Source organism: Kineococcus sp. NPDC059986 (genome assembly GCF_040702905.1).
In the GTDB taxonomy this organism is placed as follows: domain Bacteria; phylum Actinomycetota; class Actinomycetes; order Actinomycetales; family Kineococcaceae; genus Kineococcus.
Genome location: NZ_JBFBND010000011.1, coordinates 1 through 14882, shown reverse-complemented (window position 1 = coordinate 14882; position 14882 = coordinate 1). Strand labels below are relative to the sequence as shown.

General features: G+C 73.9%; 12 protein-coding genes. 7 read left to right on the top strand and 5 right to left on the bottom strand.

Going from position 1 to position 14882, the window contains the following annotated elements; translation table 11 throughout:
- Positions 1-59 precede the first annotated feature (59 nt).
- The 4 genes from sucB to AB0637_RS10385 all read right to left on the bottom strand — a co-directional run bounded on the left by sucB (position 60) and on the right by AB0637_RS10385 (position 5792).
- Positions 60-1913 (bottom strand): 2-oxoglutarate dehydrogenase, E2 component, dihydrolipoamide succinyltransferase, encoded by a 1854-nt coding sequence (gene sucB, locus AB0637_RS10400; protein ID WP_366172157.1) that lies wholly within the window; start codon positions 1911-1913, stop codon positions 60-62.
- Positions 1914-1980: 67 nt separating this feature from the next.
- A complete protein-coding gene (lpdA, locus tag AB0637_RS10395; protein ID WP_366171975.1) occupies positions 1981-3360 on the bottom strand; it encodes a dihydrolipoyl dehydrogenase in 1380 nt (459 codons plus the stop codon).
- 216 nt (positions 3361-3576) lie between these two features.
- On the bottom strand, positions 3577-3957 hold the full coding sequence (locus AB0637_RS10390; protein ID WP_366171974.1) for a hypothetical protein: 381 nt from the start codon (positions 3955-3957) through the stop codon (positions 3577-3579).
- Positions 3958-4289: 332 nt separating this feature from the next.
- Positions 4290-5792 (bottom strand): leucyl aminopeptidase, encoded by a 1503-nt coding sequence (locus AB0637_RS10385; protein ID WP_366171973.1) that lies wholly within the window; start codon positions 5790-5792, stop codon positions 4290-4292.
- Between the two features lie 22 nt (positions 5793-5814).
- Here AB0637_RS10385 and AB0637_RS10380 point away from each other — a divergent pair, with 22 nt between their 5' ends.
- Positions 5815-6519, top strand: a complete 705-nt coding sequence (locus AB0637_RS10380) for a GNAT family N-acetyltransferase (RefSeq protein ID WP_366171972.1) — start codon at positions 5815-5817, stop codon at positions 6517-6519.
- Here AB0637_RS10380 and AB0637_RS10375 read toward each other — a convergent pair.
- Entirely contained in the window at positions 6459-7679 is a 1221-nt protein-coding gene (locus AB0637_RS10375; protein WP_366171971.1) for a nicotinate-nucleotide--dimethylbenzimidazole phosphoribosyltransferase, read from the bottom strand. The genes AB0637_RS10380 and AB0637_RS10375 overlap by 61 nt on opposite strands.
- 200 nt (positions 7680-7879) lie before the next feature.
- On the opposite strand from AB0637_RS10375, the gene AB0637_RS10370 reads away from it, so the two are divergent.
- From AB0637_RS10370 to AB0637_RS10345, 6 genes are all read left to right on the top strand, one after another.
- Positions 7880-9142, top strand: a complete 1263-nt coding sequence (locus AB0637_RS10370) for a GAF domain-containing protein (RefSeq protein WP_366171970.1) — start codon at positions 7880-7882, stop codon at positions 9140-9142.
- Positions 9143-9250: 108 nt separating this feature from the next.
- A complete protein-coding gene (adh, locus tag AB0637_RS10365) occupies positions 9251-10774 on the top strand; it encodes an aldehyde dehydrogenase (RefSeq protein ID WP_366171969.1) in 1524 nt (507 codons plus the stop codon).
- Between the two features lies 1 nt (position 10775).
- Positions 10776-11144: a DUF779 domain-containing protein gene (locus tag AB0637_RS10360; RefSeq protein ID WP_366171968.1), complete on the top strand. Its 369-nt coding sequence runs from the start codon at positions 10776-10778 to the stop codon at positions 11142-11144.
- 36 nt (positions 11145-11180) lie between these two features.
- Entirely contained in the window at positions 11181-12215 is a 1035-nt protein-coding gene (locus AB0637_RS10355) for a Gfo/Idh/MocA family oxidoreductase (RefSeq protein ID WP_366171967.1), read from the top strand.
- Between the two features lie 157 nt (positions 12216-12372).
- Positions 12373-13683, top strand: coding sequence for an MFS transporter (locus AB0637_RS10350; RefSeq protein ID WP_366171966.1), 1311 nt, complete (start codon positions 12373-12375; stop codon positions 13681-13683).
- 19 nt (positions 13684-13702) lie between these two features.
- Positions 13703-14791 (top strand): quinone-dependent dihydroorotate dehydrogenase, encoded by a 1089-nt coding sequence (locus AB0637_RS10345; protein WP_366171965.1) that lies wholly within the window; start codon positions 13703-13705, stop codon positions 14789-14791.
- The last annotated feature ends 91 nt before the right edge of the window (positions 14792-14882 follow it).

Here is a 14882-nt window from a genome sequence, read left to right as displayed (position 1 = left end):
GTGGGAGAACGGGAGCAGCCCCGCTCCTGCAGGAGGAACGGGGCTGCTGACGATCGGGTTCAGAGACCGAGGTCGCCCTCGAACTCGCCGGCCTCGATGCGCTTCTTGATGGTCTGCAGGAAGCGTGCCGCGTCGGCCCCGTCGACGATCTGGTGGTCGTAGGACAGGGCGAGGTACATCATCGAGCGGACCGCGATCGTGTCCTGGCCGTCGGCGTCGGTGAGGACGACGGGCCGCTTGACGAGCGCGCCGGTGCCGAGGATGGCGACCTGCGGGGCGTTGAGGATCGGGGTGTCGAACAGGGCCCCGATGCTGCCCGTGTTGGTGATGGTGAACGTGCCACCGGACAGGTCGTCCGGGGTGATCTTGCTGGCGCGGGTGCGGGCCGCCAGGTCGGAGATCTTGCGCGCCAGCCCGCCGAGGTTCAGGTCGCCCGCGTCCTTGATGACGGGGGTGATGAGGCCCTTGGGGGTGTCCACGGCGAGAGAGATGTTCTCGCTGCCGTGGTACACGATGTTCTCGCCGTCGATGCTGGCGTTGAGCGAGGGGTGCTGCTTGAGCGCCTCGACCGCGGCCTTGACGAAGAACGGCAGGAACGTGAGCTTCGCGCCCTCGGTGGCCGCGAAGTTGTCCTTCGCGCGGGCGCGAAGGCGCGCCACCTTGGTGACGTCGACCTCGATGACGGTCGTCAGCTGCGCGGAGTTCTGCAGTGACTCCTTCATGCGCTGGGCGATGACCTTGCGCAGGCGCGACATCTTCTCGGTCGTCCCGCGCTTGGGGGAGACCTCGACGGCCGGCGACTTCGCCGCCGGGGCGGCGGGGGCGGCCGCGGGGGCCGACGCCTGCTGCTGCGCAGCCTTGGCAGCCTCGGCCGCCTTGTCCGCGGCCTCCTGCACGTCCTGCTTGCGGACGCGGCCGCCGACGCCCGTCCCCGTCAGGGAGGACAGGTCCACCCCGAGGTCCTTGGCGAGCTTGCGCACCAGGGGGGTCACGTAGGTGCTGCCACCGGTCGCCTCCGCCGCGGGCGAGGCCTGCGGGGCGGGAGCCGACGGGGCGGGGGCGGACGGCGACTGCTGGGCCGGCTGGGCCGGGGCCGCGGCGGGCTCAGCGGAGGAGCCGGACGACGGCTGGGTCGCCTTCTCGGCCTCCTCCTCGGCGGCCTTGCGCTGCTCGACCTCGTCGGCCAGCGTCTCCTCCTGGGCGGGGGCCTCCTGGGCGGGGGCCTCCTGGGCGGGGGCGTCCTGCGGGGCGGGGGCGCTCTGGGCGGAGGCGTCGCCGATGCGCGCCAGGTCGGCGCCCACCTCGGCGGTCTCGTCCTCGCCCACGAGGATCTCCAGCAACGTGCCGGCGACCGGGGACGGGATCTCGGTGTCGACCTTGTCGGTCGAGACCTCCAGGAGCGGTTCGTCGACCTCGACGCTGTCGCCGACGGCCTTGAGCCAGCGCGTCACGGTGCCCTCGGTGACCGACTCGCCCAGGGCCGGCATCTGCACGGCCTGGCCGGCACCGGACCCGCCGGAGCTGGGCGCGGCGGCCGCCGCGGGGGGCTGCTCGGGGTCGGGCTCCTGCTGCGACTCGGGCGCAGCCTGCGCGTCCTGGGTCGACGGCGGGGCGGGCGCCTCCTCCTGCTGCGGTGCGGCGTCACCGGAACCGCCGGCGGACCCGCCCTGCTCGGACTCCTCGCCGATGCGGGCGAGGTCGGCGCCCACCTCGGCGGTCTCGTCCTCGGGGACGAGGATCTCCAGCAGCACGCCAGCCACGGGGGAGGGGATCTCGGTGTCGACCTTGTCGGTGGACACCTCCAGCAGCGGCTCGTCCACGGCGACGGTGTCGCCGACCTGCTTCAGCCACCGCGTGACGGTGCCCTCGGTCACGCTCTCGCCGAGAGCGGGCATCTGCACCGAGTTCGACATCTGGTTGGTTCTCCTCACGGACGGTCTCCGGCGCCTGGGAGACGCCGCGGGTTCAGGGGTCGGTCGACTACGCGTGCGAGTGCAGGGGCTTGCCGGCCAGGGCCAGGAAGGCCTCGCCGACGGCTTCGTTCTGCGTCGGGTGCGTGTGGACGAGGTTCGCCACGTCCTGCGGGTACGCCTCCCAGTTCACGATGAGCTGCGCCTCGCCGACCTGCTCGCTCATGCGGGAGCCGACCATGTGGACGCCCACGACCGGGCCGTCCTTCTGCCGCACCAGCTTCACGAAGCCGGTCGTGCCGAGGATCTGGCTCTTTCCGTTGCCGCCGAGGTTGTACTCGAGGACGTCGACGTCGCCGTACTTCTCGCGCGCCTTGGCCTCGGTGAGGCCGACGGACGCCACCTCGGGCTCGCAGTAGGTGACCTTGGGGATGCCCAGTTCGTCGATCGGCTGCGGGTCCAGGCCCGCGATGTCCTCGGCGACGAAGATGCCCTGCGCGAAACCGCGGTGGGCCAGCTGCAGGCCGGGGACGATGTCGCCGACGGCGTAGACGCCCTCCACGTTGGTGCGCAGGCGCTCGTCCGTGAGGACGAAGCCGCGGTCCATCGTGATGCCCTGCTCCTCGTAGCCCAGGCCCGCGGTGTTCGGACCGCGCCCGACCGCGACGAGCATGAGGTCGGCCTCGAAGGTCTTGCCGTCCTCGAGCGTGACGACGACCCCGTTGTCGGACTGCTCGACACCGGCGAAACGGACGCCCAGGGAGAACGTGATGCCGCGCTTGCGGAAGGCGCGCTCGAGCGCCTTGCTGGCGGCCTCGTCCTCGAGGGGGACGAGGTGCGGGAGGGCCTCGACGATCGTCACGTCGGCGCCGAAGGAGCGCCAGACGCTCGCGAACTCCACGCCGATGACGCCGCCGCCGAGGACGATGACCCGCTCGGGGACGGTGTCGAGGGCCAGGGCCTGCTCGCTCGTCATGACGCGGCCGCCGATCTCGAGGCCCGGCAGGCTGCGGGAGTAGGACCCCGAGGCCAGGACCACGTGCTTGCCGACGTAGCGGGTGCCGTCGACCTCGACGGTGTTCTTCGCGACGAGCTTGCCGGTGCCCGCGACCAGTTCGACCTTGCGGGACTTCACGAGCCCCTGCAGACCCTTGTACAGGCGGGCGATGATCCCGTCCTTGTACTTGTTGACGCCCGCCATGTCGACGGAGTCGAAGGTGGCGCGCACGCCGAACGTCTCCGACTCACGGGCCGTGTCCGCGACCTCGGCGGCGTGCAGGAGGGCCTTGGTGGGGATGCACCCGCGGTGCAGGCAGGTCCCCCCCAGCAGGTCCTTCTCCACGAGGGCCACCGAGAGGCCCAGCTCGGCGGCGCGCAGGGCGGCGGCGTAGCCCCCACTGCCTCCCCCGAGGATGACGACGTCGTACTCCTGCCCGGCGGCACCTGCCACGAAATGCTCCTGAGGTCGGCTTGTGCTGGTGACTGCTCCGTCGTCGATCCTCTCACCACGCCCCCGACGCAGCGCGAGGGGGTCGTCCCTGCGCGTCACCGTGGGGGCAGGGGTGCTCGACAGGCTCCCGACGCACGAACGGCACCGCCCCGGGTGGGGCGGTGCCGTCCGACCAGCTCGCGTCGGGGGGGTCGAGCTCCGGTTCCGGGAGGTCGCTCAGCGCTCCTTCTCGGCGGTGGTCGACTCCTTGCGCTCGACGGTGCTCTCCTTGCGGGCCACCGTCGACTCCTTGCGGTTCGTCGAGCTCTCCTTGCGGTCGGTCGAGCTCTCCTTGCGCGTGACCGTCGACTCCTTGCGGTTCGTCGAGCTCTCCTTGCGGTCGGTCGAGCTCTCCTTCCGCTGGGTGTCGGAGGAGCCCTTGAGGCCGGGGGCCGTCTTGGTGACGGTCGTGCCCGTCGTCGTGGCGGCGGAGGCCGACGCGGCCGCACCGAGACCGCCACCGGCGATGACGGCGGCCGCGGTCAGCGACAGGGCCGCGGTGCGGGCGAACCGACGCAGCGGGCCGCGCGCGGAAGAGGTGGTCTGACGCGTGGACATGGTGCCTCCGTGACGTGTGCCCCGGTGCACACCGGGGATGTCTGGTTGAGAGAACCGAACCGGTCGGAAGTGACGCCCCCGAACTAGGCCGTCACGGTGAGCATATAGCCAGTTGCTCACGGTGCAGGACCTCCGAGGAAACAGGATCACCCGTCTGGAGCAGGCCCGCCACCGTTCTTCGAAGAATGCTCGATGAACACTCTGCAACGCAACGCTTCGGCGTCGGGAAACGATCCCAGGTGATCATCCACCGCGAATGTCCCCGCCGTTCCCACGGGAAAAGGGCGCCCCCCATCCGGGGGACGCCCGTTCCCCGACCTGCGACGGGCCCGTCAGCGGCGGGCGTGGTCCTCGGCGAGGGCGACCAGCGTGCGAACGGCCACACCGGTCCCGCCGCGGTGCGTGTACCCCCACGGCTGGCCCGTCGCGAAGGCCGGACCGGCGATGTCCAGGTGCGCCCAGGGGATGGGGGACCCGCTGGGCGTGGTCCCGACGAACTCGCGCAGGAAGACCGCGGCGACGAGCATCCCGCCCGCCCGGTCGCCGATGTTGGCGAGGTCGGCCACGGGGGAGTCCAGCGTCGCGCGCAGCTCGTCGGGCAGCGGCATGGGCCAGAACGACTCCCCGGCCCGCTCGGCCGCGGCGAGCACCGCGGTGCGGAAGTCCTCGTCGTTGCCCATGACGCCCGAGACGCGGTTGCCGAGCGCGACGACCTGGGCGCCCGTCAACGTGGCGACGTCGACGATCGCGTCCGGCTGCTCGGCCGAGGCGGCCACGAGCGCGTCGCCGAGCACGAGGCGACCCTCGGCGTCGGTGTTGAGCACCTCGACGGTGGTCCCGCCGAACATCGTCAGCACGTCCGAGGGGCGGATGGCGGTGCCCGACGGCATGTTCTCGGCCACGGCCAGCCACCCGGTCACCTTCACCGGCAGGTCGAGCTCGGCCGCCGCGCGGACGGCCGCGAGCACGGCCGCGGCGCCCGACATGTCGCTCTTCATGGTCTCCATGCCGGCCGCCGGCTTGATGGACAGACCGCCGGAGTCGAACGTGATGCCCTTGCCGACGAACGCCAGGTGACCCTTGGCCCGGGCCGGGGAGTGCTCCAGCACGACGAGGCGCGGCGGGCGGGAGGAGCCCTGCCCGACACCCAGGATGCCGCCGTAGCCGCCCGCCGCGAGGGCGTCCTCGTCCAGGACGCGCACCGTCATCCCCGTACCCGCGGCGGCCTGCACGGCCGCCTCGGCGAGGTCGGCGGGGGCCAGGTCGGCGGGGGCGGTGTTGATGAGGTCACGGGCCGTGTGGACGGCGGCTGCGACGACACCGGCGCGGTCGACGGCCGCGCGCAGGGCCTTGTCGCGCGGCTTGTCGACGAGCAGCGTGACCTCGGCCACGGGTTCGCGGGTCGCGGCCTTGTAGCGGGTGAAGGCGTAGGCGCCCAGCGCGGCGCCCTCGGCGAGGGCCGCGGCGGTGGCGGCGTCCGGCACGGGCAGGGCCAGCGCGACGCGGCGGTGCCCGGCCAGGGCCCGCACCGCCGACCCGGCGGCCCGTCGCAGCGCCTCGGCGTCGGCCCCGGCGCCCGTGCCCGCGAGGGCGACGAGCCCCGTCCCCAGACCGGTCACCCCCGGCACGAGGTGCACCTGGCCCGCGGCGCCCGTGGCACCGAGGGAGACGGCGGCGTCGACGAGACCCGCACGGGTCGCCCGGGGGAGGTCCTCACCCCCCAGCAGGACGGGCGCGGTGGCCTTCCCGCCCGCGGCGGCGGGCGACAGCCCGAGCACCAGGGCGTCCACCGACACGCTCTTGACCGACTTGCTGCTGAGGAGGAGACGCGGCACCCGGGCACCCTAACGTGACGGTGTGCGAGCAGTCGGGGACGAGGGTGGGATCGGGCAGCCGGGGACCGAGGAGGTCGTCCCCGGCGTGCGGTGGCGGGCCGTCGAGCCGGCGGACGCCCCGGTGCTGTCGGTCCTGTGCCGGCTGACGGGGGACTCCGGCGCCGACGCGACCGACCGCACGGCGTTCCCCGACCTGCTCGGCGACGTCTACGCGACCCCCTACGCGCACGCCTACGGCGTCGACGGTCGGTCGTTCGGCACCCTCGTCCTCGACGACGACGGCCCCGCCGGGTACGTCCTGGGCTGCCTCGACACCGCGCGCTTCGAGGCGTGGCGCGAGGAGCACTGGTGGCCGACGTTGCGCGAGCGCTACCCGCGCCCGGAGGACGGCCACGTCGGGACGTACGACGAGTGGCTGCTGCGGATCGTGCACGAGGGCGTGCGACCCGACCCGCTCTGGGCGCAGTACCCCTCGCACCTGCACGTCGACCTGCTGCCGCGGCGGCAGGGCGGCGGCCTCGGCCGGCGGCTCCTCGAGCGGCTGTGCGCGCAGCTGGCCGCGGCCGGGTCCCCGGGGGTTCACCTGGGGGTCTCGGCCGCCAACCCCGGTGCGGTGGCGTTCTACCGCCGCACCGGGTTCACCGAGCTCGACCGGTCGGCGACCGCTCACACGTTCGGGCGGGTGCTGTCCCCCTCGGGGGTCTCCTCGGGAGCGGTCGCGGGCTGATCGGTCCCGGGCTGATCGGTCCCGGGCTGATCGGTCCCGGGCTCAGCCGTGTCGCTCGGAACCTCGGGCTCCGGCTCGGGCTCCGGCTCCGGCTCCGGCGCGGGTTCCGGCAGCGGGGGCAGCTCGGCCTCGTCGGCCGCGGCCAGGACCTGCGCGGCACGCAGCAGACCCACCGCGAACAGCGCGCCCGCCCCGCCACCGCGCCCGGCGCCGAGCTCGACGAGCGGCCGCAGCGTGAGCCGGTCGGCGGCCAGCGTCTGCGCGGGCTCGGCCGTCGCGGCGCCCAGCTGCCACCACTTCTCGGCGCCCGGGACGCCGCGCGAGGCCAGCAGCGCCGCCGCGACGCCCAGGCTGCCGTCGAGGACGACCGGGGTGCGACGTGCCGCCGAGCGCAGCAGGAAGCCCACGGCCGCCGCGACGTCCGCGCTGCCCACGGCCTGCAGGACGGCGGTCGGCCGCGTCGCGAGCTTGCGGGCCCGCCGGGTCGCGTCGCGCACGGCCGCGGTCTTGCGCATCCAGCTGTCGTCGTCGATGCCGCTGCCGCGGCCGACGACGTCGACGGCGCCCTTGCGCAGGCACACCGCGACCAGGGTCGAGGCGACCGCGGTCGCGCCCACGCCGAGGTCGCCCAGCAGCAGCAGGTCCACCCCCGCGTCGACGGCGGCGTCGGCCACGGCGGCGCCCGTGCGGACGGCCTCCTCGACCTCGGCCTCGGTGAGCGCGTCGGCCACGGCGATGTCCCCGGCGGGGTGCAGCGCCCCGGCCAGGACGGCGGCGGGCACGTCGACGGGTCCCTCGACGCCCCAGTCCACGCCGACCGCGTGCACCTCGACCTCCACCCCCGTCTGCGCCGCGAGCGCGGCGACCGGTCCCCGGCCCGCGACCAGGTCGCGCACGGCCGTGGCGGTCCAGCCCGGTGCGAGGCGGGAGATCCCGCGGCCGGCGACGCCGTGGTCGCCGGCGAAGACGACGAGCCGCACCCGGTCCAGCGGCCGGGCCACGTCCCGGTCCTGGGTCCCGGCCAGCCACCGGGCGAGCTCGTCGGCGCGGGAGGCGGGCAGCAACGGCGCCACCCGGCGCGGCCGCGCCTCCGAGGTGTGCGGGGACCGCAGGCCCTCCGCGATCTCGCGCAGGTTCAACGGCCGGGGGCCGTCGGTCATCGGGACTCCTCGTGGGACGGGGGTGGGACGGGGGTGGTTCGGGGACACCGGGGTGCCCGGGCATGGTCCCACCCGCCCGGCCCCCGGGACCGTCCGCCACCCGACCGGCGGGTCGCGGCGGCGCCGGGTTGTCGGGGCCGGACCGCCCCGCCTACCGTGGCCGCACCGGTCCCGAGGACGGCGCCGGGGGGAGGTCGAGGATGACGTCGGGGGAGCTCTCCAGGGCGCGCGAGGACTGGCTGGTCCAGAGCGCCGACGCCGCCGCGGGCACGCCCCTGCCCGGTGCCCGGGAACTCGTCTCCTCGTCCTGGTGGCGCGCCCGCCGCACGGGCCTGGACCCCGACCGCGTCGCCCCGCCCGTCGTGGCGGACCCCTCGGACCTGCGGGCCCGACGCGAGGCGCACCCGCTCGCCGCGGTGCTGCCGACGGCGCGCCGGCTGCTGCTGGCCGAACCCCTGGGCGTCCCGGTCCTCATGGCCGTCAGCGACGTCGACGGCACGCTGCTGTGGGTGGAGGGGGACGCCGGTCTGCGCCGCGCCGCCGACCGGATGGCCTTCACCGAGGGCGCCCGCTGGAGCGAGGACGTCGCCGGGACGAACGCGCCGGGCACGGCCCTCGCGCTCGGACGCCCCGTCCGCGTGCGCCAGGGCGAGCACTTCGCCACCGCCGTGTCCGGCTGGAGCTGTTCGGCCGCCCCGGTGCGGGACCCGCTGACCGGCGACGTCCTCGGCGTCCTGGACCTCACGGGCGGGGACGACCTCGGCCGGGAGCGGGCCCTGGAGTTCGTCCGCGCCGCCGTGGGTGCCGTCGAGGCCGAACTGCGCGTCGCGGCGCTGCGCAGACGCATCGTGCCCGGGGTCACCACCCCGGTGCCCGGAGCGCCCCGGCTGCGCGTCCTCGGGCCCGCCCCGACGCTGGAGGTGGGCGGGCAGCCCCGGCCGTTGTCGTTGCGCCACAGCGAGGTGCTGCTGCTCCTCGCGCTGGCGCCCGAGGGGGGACTGTCGGCGGCCCAGCTCGCCGCCGAGCTCGACGAGCGCGACCTGGCACCCGTCTCGGTCCGGTCCGAGGTGCACCGGCTGCGCGCCGTCCTGCGCGACCGCACGCACGGTGGGCTCGACCTGTCGCCGGCGCCCTACCGGCTCCTGGGGGACCTGCGCTGCGACGCCCTCGACGTGCGCCGGGCGCTGCGCGAGGGCCGGTTGCGCGAGGCCGTCGCCGGCTGGACCGGGGACCTCCTGCCCGGCTCCGACGCCCCCGGGGTGCGGGACCTGGGCGAGGAGCTGCTGCTGGAGCTGCGCACGGCCGTGCTCGAGGGCGACGACGACCGCGCCCTGCTGGAGTTCTCCCGCACCGAGGCGGGCCGCCGCGACGTCGTCGTGGCCCGCGACCTCGTCACGCGGCTCGGCCCCGGTGACCCCGGGCGGGCCGAGGCCGTGGCGCGCTGGGAGCGGGTGCGCGGCTGACCCTGCGGGCCGACGGTCGGCGGGTGCAACGGCGTTGCAACGCCGCCGGGCGCACGCTGGGGTCACGGCGACGGAGCAGTCGCCGTTCCCTCACCGTGGAGGCCTGACATGACGGTCTACGAGGCACCCGGACGCGCCAGCAGCGTCGTCGAGTACGCCGACCGCTACGACCACTGGATCGGCGGCGAACGCGTACCGCCCGCCGAGGGCCAGTACTTCGAGAACCCCAGCCCGGTGAACGGCCAGACCTTCACCGAGATCGCCCGCGGCACGGCCGCCGACATCGAGCGCGCCCTCGACGCCGCGCACGCCGCCGCCCCGGCCTGGGGCCGCACGTCGGTCGCCGAGCGCGCCCTCGTCCTGAACCGCATCGCCGACCGCATCGAGGCCAACCTCGAGAAGCTGGCCGTCGCCGAGTCCTGGGACAACGGCAAACCCGTCCGCGAGTGCCTCGCGGCCGACCTCCCCCTCGTCGTGGACCACCTGCGCTACTTCGCCGGGGTCGTCCGCGCCCAGGAGGGCGGGATCTCCCAGATCGACGACGACACCGTCGCCTACCACTTCCACGAACCCCTCGGTGTCGTGGGGCAGATCATCCCCTGGAACTTCCCGCTGCTCATGGCGATCTGGAAGCTCGCCCCGGCGCTCGCGGCCGGCAACGCCGTCGTCCTCAAGCCCGCCGAGCAGACCCCGGCCTCGATCATGCTGCTCATGGACGTCATCGGTGACCTGCTGCCGCCGGGTGTGCTGAACGTCGTCAACGGGTTCGGTGCCGAGGCCGGCAAACCCCTGGCGAGCAACCCGCGCATCCGCAAGATCGCGTTCACGGGTGAGACCACGACCGGCCGGCTGATCATGCAGTACGCCAGCCAGAACCTCATCCCCGTCACCCTGGAACTGGGCGGCAAGAGCCCGAACGTCTTCTTCGACGACGTCGCCTCCGCCCGCGACGACTTCTACGACAAGGCGCTCGAGGGGTTCACGATGTTCGCCCTCAACCAGGGCGAGGTCTGCACGTGCCCGTCGCGCGCCCTGATCCAGGGCGGCATCTACGACTCGTTCATGGCCGACGCCCTCGAGCGCACGAAGGCCGTCAAGCAGGGCAACCCCCTCGACACCGAGACGATGATCGGCGCGCAGGCGAGCAACGACCAGCTCGAGAAGATCCTGTCCTACATCGACATCGGCAAGAAGGAGGGCGCCAAGCTGCTGACGGGCGGGGAGCGCGCCGACCTCGGTGGCGAACTGTCGGGCGGGTACTACGTGAACCCGACGGTGTTCGAGGGCGACAACTCGATGCGCATCTTCCAGGAGGAGATCTTCGGGCCGGTCGTCTCGGTCACCCGGTTCGACAGCCCGGACGACGCCCTCAAGATCGCCAACGACACGCTCTACGGCCTCGGGGCCGGTGTGTGGTCGCGCGACATCCACCTCGCCTACCGCATGGGCCGCGGGATCCAGGCCGGGCGCGTGTGGACGAACAACTACCACGCCTACCCCGCGCACGCGGCCTTCGGCGGGTACAAGAGCTCGGGCATCGGCCGCGAGAACCACGCCATGATGCTCGACCACTACCAGCAGACGAAGAACCTGCTGGTCAGCTACTCGACGTCCAAGCTCGGTTTCTTCTGAGGTGGCCGTCGGTCTGACCCCGGAGGCTGCGGCGGAGCTCCGCAGCCTCCGGGCCCGGCACGGGGACCTGATGTTCCACCAGTCCGGGGGCTGCTGCGACGGCAGTTCCCCCATGTGCTTCGCGGACGGCGAGTTCATCCTCTCGGACGCGGACGAGTTCCTCGGGAACGTCGAGGTCCCACCGGTCGACGGTGCGGACGGACGGACCGAGGGCTTCGCGGTGGGCGTGTGGATGTCGAAGGAGCAGTACCGGGTGTGGTCGCACACGGAACTGACCATCGACCTGGTCCCCGGCCGGGGGTCGGGGTTCTCCCTCGAAGCCCCCGACGGGGTGCGGTTCCTCGTCCGCTCCGACGTCTGCCGCGTCTGAGTCCCGTCGGGGGGTGCTGCTCGCTACGGTGGCGCCATGAGCTCCCGTGACGTCGTCTTCGCGCTCGTCGGCTACGGCGGCGGCGGCCGGTTCTTCCACGCCCCCGTCGTCGAGGGTGCGGTGGGCACCCGGTTGGGGTTCGTCGTCACGAACAACCCCGACCGGGCGGCCCTCGCCCGTGCCGAGCACCCCGGGGTCGAGGTGGTCGCCTCGACCGTGCAGGCCGTCGCCGCCGGCGCCGAGGTCGTCGTCGTCTCGACCCCCGCTGCGACGCACACGGCGCTGACGGACGAGGCCCTCGACCTCGGCGCGCACGTCGTCTGCGACAAGCCGTTCGCCCTCGACGCGGCGACGGCCGCGGCGACCGTGGAACGCGCGGCGGCCGCCGGTCGGCTGCTCTCGCCCTACCAGAACCGTCGCTGGGACTCCGACCTGCTGACGCTGCGCCGCGTCCTGGCCGACGGCGAGCTCGGCGACGTCGTGCGCTTCGAGTCCGCCTTCGAGCGGTGGGAACCGACCGACCCGCCCGCGGCCGGCGGTGGCCTGCTGCGCGACTTCGGCGCCCACCTCGTCGACCAGGCGCTGCACCTGTTCGGGCCGGTCGCCGCCGTGACCGCGCAGACCCGCGGCGGGGACGGCACCGAGCTGGAGTTCCGCCTCCAGCTGGCGCACGCCGCCGGGGTGCGCAGCGAGCTGTCCGGGTCCTGGAAGCAACCCGTGCCCGGACCCCGGTTCCGCCTCACCGGCACGGCGGGCACCTTCGTCGTGGACTCGCCCATGGACGTCCAGGAGGAGCTGCTCGTCGCCGGGCGCACGCCCCGGGCCGACGGGGCGGCGTGGGGGAGCGAACCCCCGAGCCGGTGGGGTGCGCTGGTCCTCGGGGGCGGACCCTCGCGGCGGGTGCCGAGCGAGCAGGGCCGCTGGCCGGACTTCTACACGGCGTTCGCCGCGGCCGTGCGCGGTGAGGGGCCCGTCCCCGTCGAGGCCGCGGACGCCGTGCGCACGTGCCGCGTCGTCGACGCGGCACGCGAGGCCGCGAGGTCGGGCGAGGTCGTGCGTCTCACGGACTGAGACGGCCGTTCCGGGACTTGGACGCCTCACAGGCCGCGCGTAGGCTCCCGGGACACCCGGAGCGGCGACGGCGACCCCGGTGCGCAACGGGTGTCGACCGCCCGGCCAGGACGACCCCTGGGGGCCCCACCCGTCCCGATGCCCCGAAGGTTCCGTCATGTCCGCCACGTCAGGCCCCACGCAGACGACGCAGGCCGCGCCGCCCACCAACCCCGTCGGCAAGGTCGCCGCCGCCAGCCTCATCGGCACGACGATCGAGTTCTACGACTTCTACGTCTACGCCACCGCGGCCGTGCTGGTGTTCCCGGCGTTGTTCTTCCCCTCCGACAACGACACCGCGGCGACGCTCGCCTCGCTCGCGACCTTCGCCATCGCGTTCGTCGCCCGTCCCGTCGGGTCGGTGGTCTTCGGCCACTTCGGGGACCGGGTGGGGCGCAAGACGACCCTCGTCGCGGCCCTGCTCGTCATGGGGATCTCGACCGTCCTCATCGGCGTCCTGCCGACCCACGCCTCCGCCGGCAACCTCGCGCCGGCGCTGCTGTGCGTCCTGCGCTTCGGCCAGGGTTTCGGCCTCGGCGGTGAGTGGGGCGGGGCGGCCCTGCTCGCCACCGAGAACGCCCCGCCGAACCGGCGCGCCCTCTACGGCATGTTCCCCCAGCTCGGGGCGCCGTTCGGCTTCGTCCTGGCCAACACGCTCTTCATCCTGCTGGCCACGCAGATGGACGACGCGACCTTCCTGGCCTGGGGCTGGCGCGTCCCGTTCCTGCTGAGCGCGCTGCTCGTCGTCCTGGGGCTGTGGATCCGCTTGAGCCTGGCCGAGACGCCGGTGTTCGCCAAGGCCCTCGCCGAGGACCGCCCCGTGCGCGTCCCGGTGACGGAGACGTTCCGCCGCAGCGGGAAGGTCGTCGTCCTCGGCGCCTTCTCGGTCATGCTGACCTACACGCTCTTCTACCTCACCACGACGTGGTCGCTGAGCTACGGCACCAAGAGCCTGGGCTACTCGCGCCAGCAGTTCCTCCTCATGCTCTGCGTCGCCGTCCTCTTCATGGCCGCCGCGACCCCGCTGTCGGGCTGGCTCTCGGACCGCGTCGGGCGCCGTCCGGTGCTGGCGACGGCGATGGTCGGCGGGGCCGTCGTCGGCCTGCTCACCGGGCCGCTGCTCGGGTCGGGTCAGACGTCGCTCGTCATGGTCTGGCTGTGCGCCGGGCTGTTCTTCATGGGGCTCGTCTTCGGGCCCATCGGGGCCTACCTGCCGGAGTTGTTCCCCACGAACGTCCGCTACACGGGCGCTTCGCTGGCCTTCAACTCCGGGTCGATCCTCGGGGCCTCGCTCGCGCCGTACACCGCGGTCCAGCTCGCCGCCGCGCACGGTGTCAGCTGGGTCGGCTACTACCTCGCCGGGACCGCCGTCGTGAGCCTCGTCTCACTGGCCCTCCTGCGCGAGACCCGTACCGACTCGCTCGACTGAGCACGGTTAGGCTGCGGTCGTGGCCGGCGGACGCGCGTACAGGACCCTCTACCGGCACGTCCTGACCCGCGTCGACGCCGAGGTCGCGCACCGCTGGGCCTTCGCCGGGATGCGGCTCACCGGCCGCGTCCCGGTGGCCCCGGATGTGCTGCGCCGCAGCTTCACCACCGACGACGACCGGCTGCGGGTGAAGGCGCTCGGGATCGACTTCCCGACCCCGCTCGGCCTCGCCGCCGGCTTCGACAAGAACGCGACGGGCCTGGGCTCGCTGGGGAACTTCGGTTTCTCCTGCGTCGAGGTCGGGACGGTGACGGCGCTGCCGCAGCCGGGCAACCCCAAGCCCCGCCTGCACCGGCTCGTCGCCGACCGCGCAGTCGTCAACCGCATGGGGTTCAACAACGACGGCGCCGAGGTGGTCGCGAAGCGGTTGCGGCAGTACCGCGCCGTGCCGCCCGCCCACCCCGTCGTCGTCGGCGTGAACATCGGCAAGAGCAAGGTCGTGGCCGAGGCCGACGCGGCCGCCGACTACGCGACGTCCGCGCGGTTGCTCGCGCCCTACGCCGACTACCTCGTCGTCAACGTCTCCTCCCCGAACACCCCCGGCCTGCGGAACCTGCAGGCCGTCGAGAAGTTGCGGCCCGTCCTGTCCGCCGTCCGCGAGGCCGCCGACGGCGCCGCCCACCGCCACGTGCCGCTCCTGGTGAAGATCGCCCCGGACCTGTCCGACGACGACGTCGACGCGGTCGCCGACCTCGCTGTCGAGCTCGGCCTGGACGGCATCGTCGCCACGAACACGACCATCGGCCGCGACGGTCTGCGCACCCCGGCCGACGTCGTCGAGGCCGCCGGGGGAGGCGGGCTGTCCGGCGCCCCGCTCAAGCAGCGCTCGCTGGAGGTGCTGCGCCGGCTCGCCGCGCGCACCCACGGCTCCCTCGTCCTCGTCGGCGTCGGCGGCATCGAGACGGCGGCCGACGTCGCCGAACGCCTCGACGCGGGGGCCTCCCTCGTCCAGGCGTACACGGCGTTCATCTACGAGGGGCCGAGCTGGGCGCGCCGCGTCCTCGACGAGCTCGCGGCCAGCCGGACGCGGCGGGAGAGCGACCGCTAGTGTCGTGAGTCGTTAATTCCTTGTCGGCTTAGTAAGCTGGGGCGATGGCACGCGTACGCGGACCGAAACCACCAGAGATCCAGCTCACCGA

Bases quoted from the DNA above. Each gene is read 5' to 3' on its own strand.
- sucB (WP_366172157.1), bottom strand. From the start codon at position 1,913: ATGTCGAACTCGGTGCAGATGCCCGCTCTCGGCGAGAGCGTGACCGAG.
- AB0637_RS10390 (WP_366171974.1), bottom strand. From the start codon at position 3,957: ATGTCCACGCGTCAGACCACCTCTTCCGCGCGCGGCCCGCTGCGTCGG.
- AB0637_RS10375 (WP_366171971.1), bottom strand. From the start codon at position 7,679: ATGACCGACGGCCCCCGGCCGTTGAACCTGCGCGAGATCGCGGAGGGC.
- AB0637_RS10370 (WP_366171970.1), top strand. From the start codon at position 7,880: ATGACGTCGGGGGAGCTCTCCAGGGCGCGCGAGGACTGGCTGGTCCAG.
- adh (WP_366171969.1), top strand. From the start codon at position 9,251: ATGACGGTCTACGAGGCACCCGGACGCGCCAGCAGCGTCGTCGAGTAC.
- AB0637_RS10355 (WP_366171967.1), top strand. From the start codon at position 11,181: ATGAGCTCCCGTGACGTCGTCTTCGCGCTCGTCGGCTACGGCGGCGGC.
- AB0637_RS10350 (WP_366171966.1), top strand. From the start codon at position 12,373: ATGTCCGCCACGTCAGGCCCCACGCAGACGACGCAGGCCGCGCCGCCC.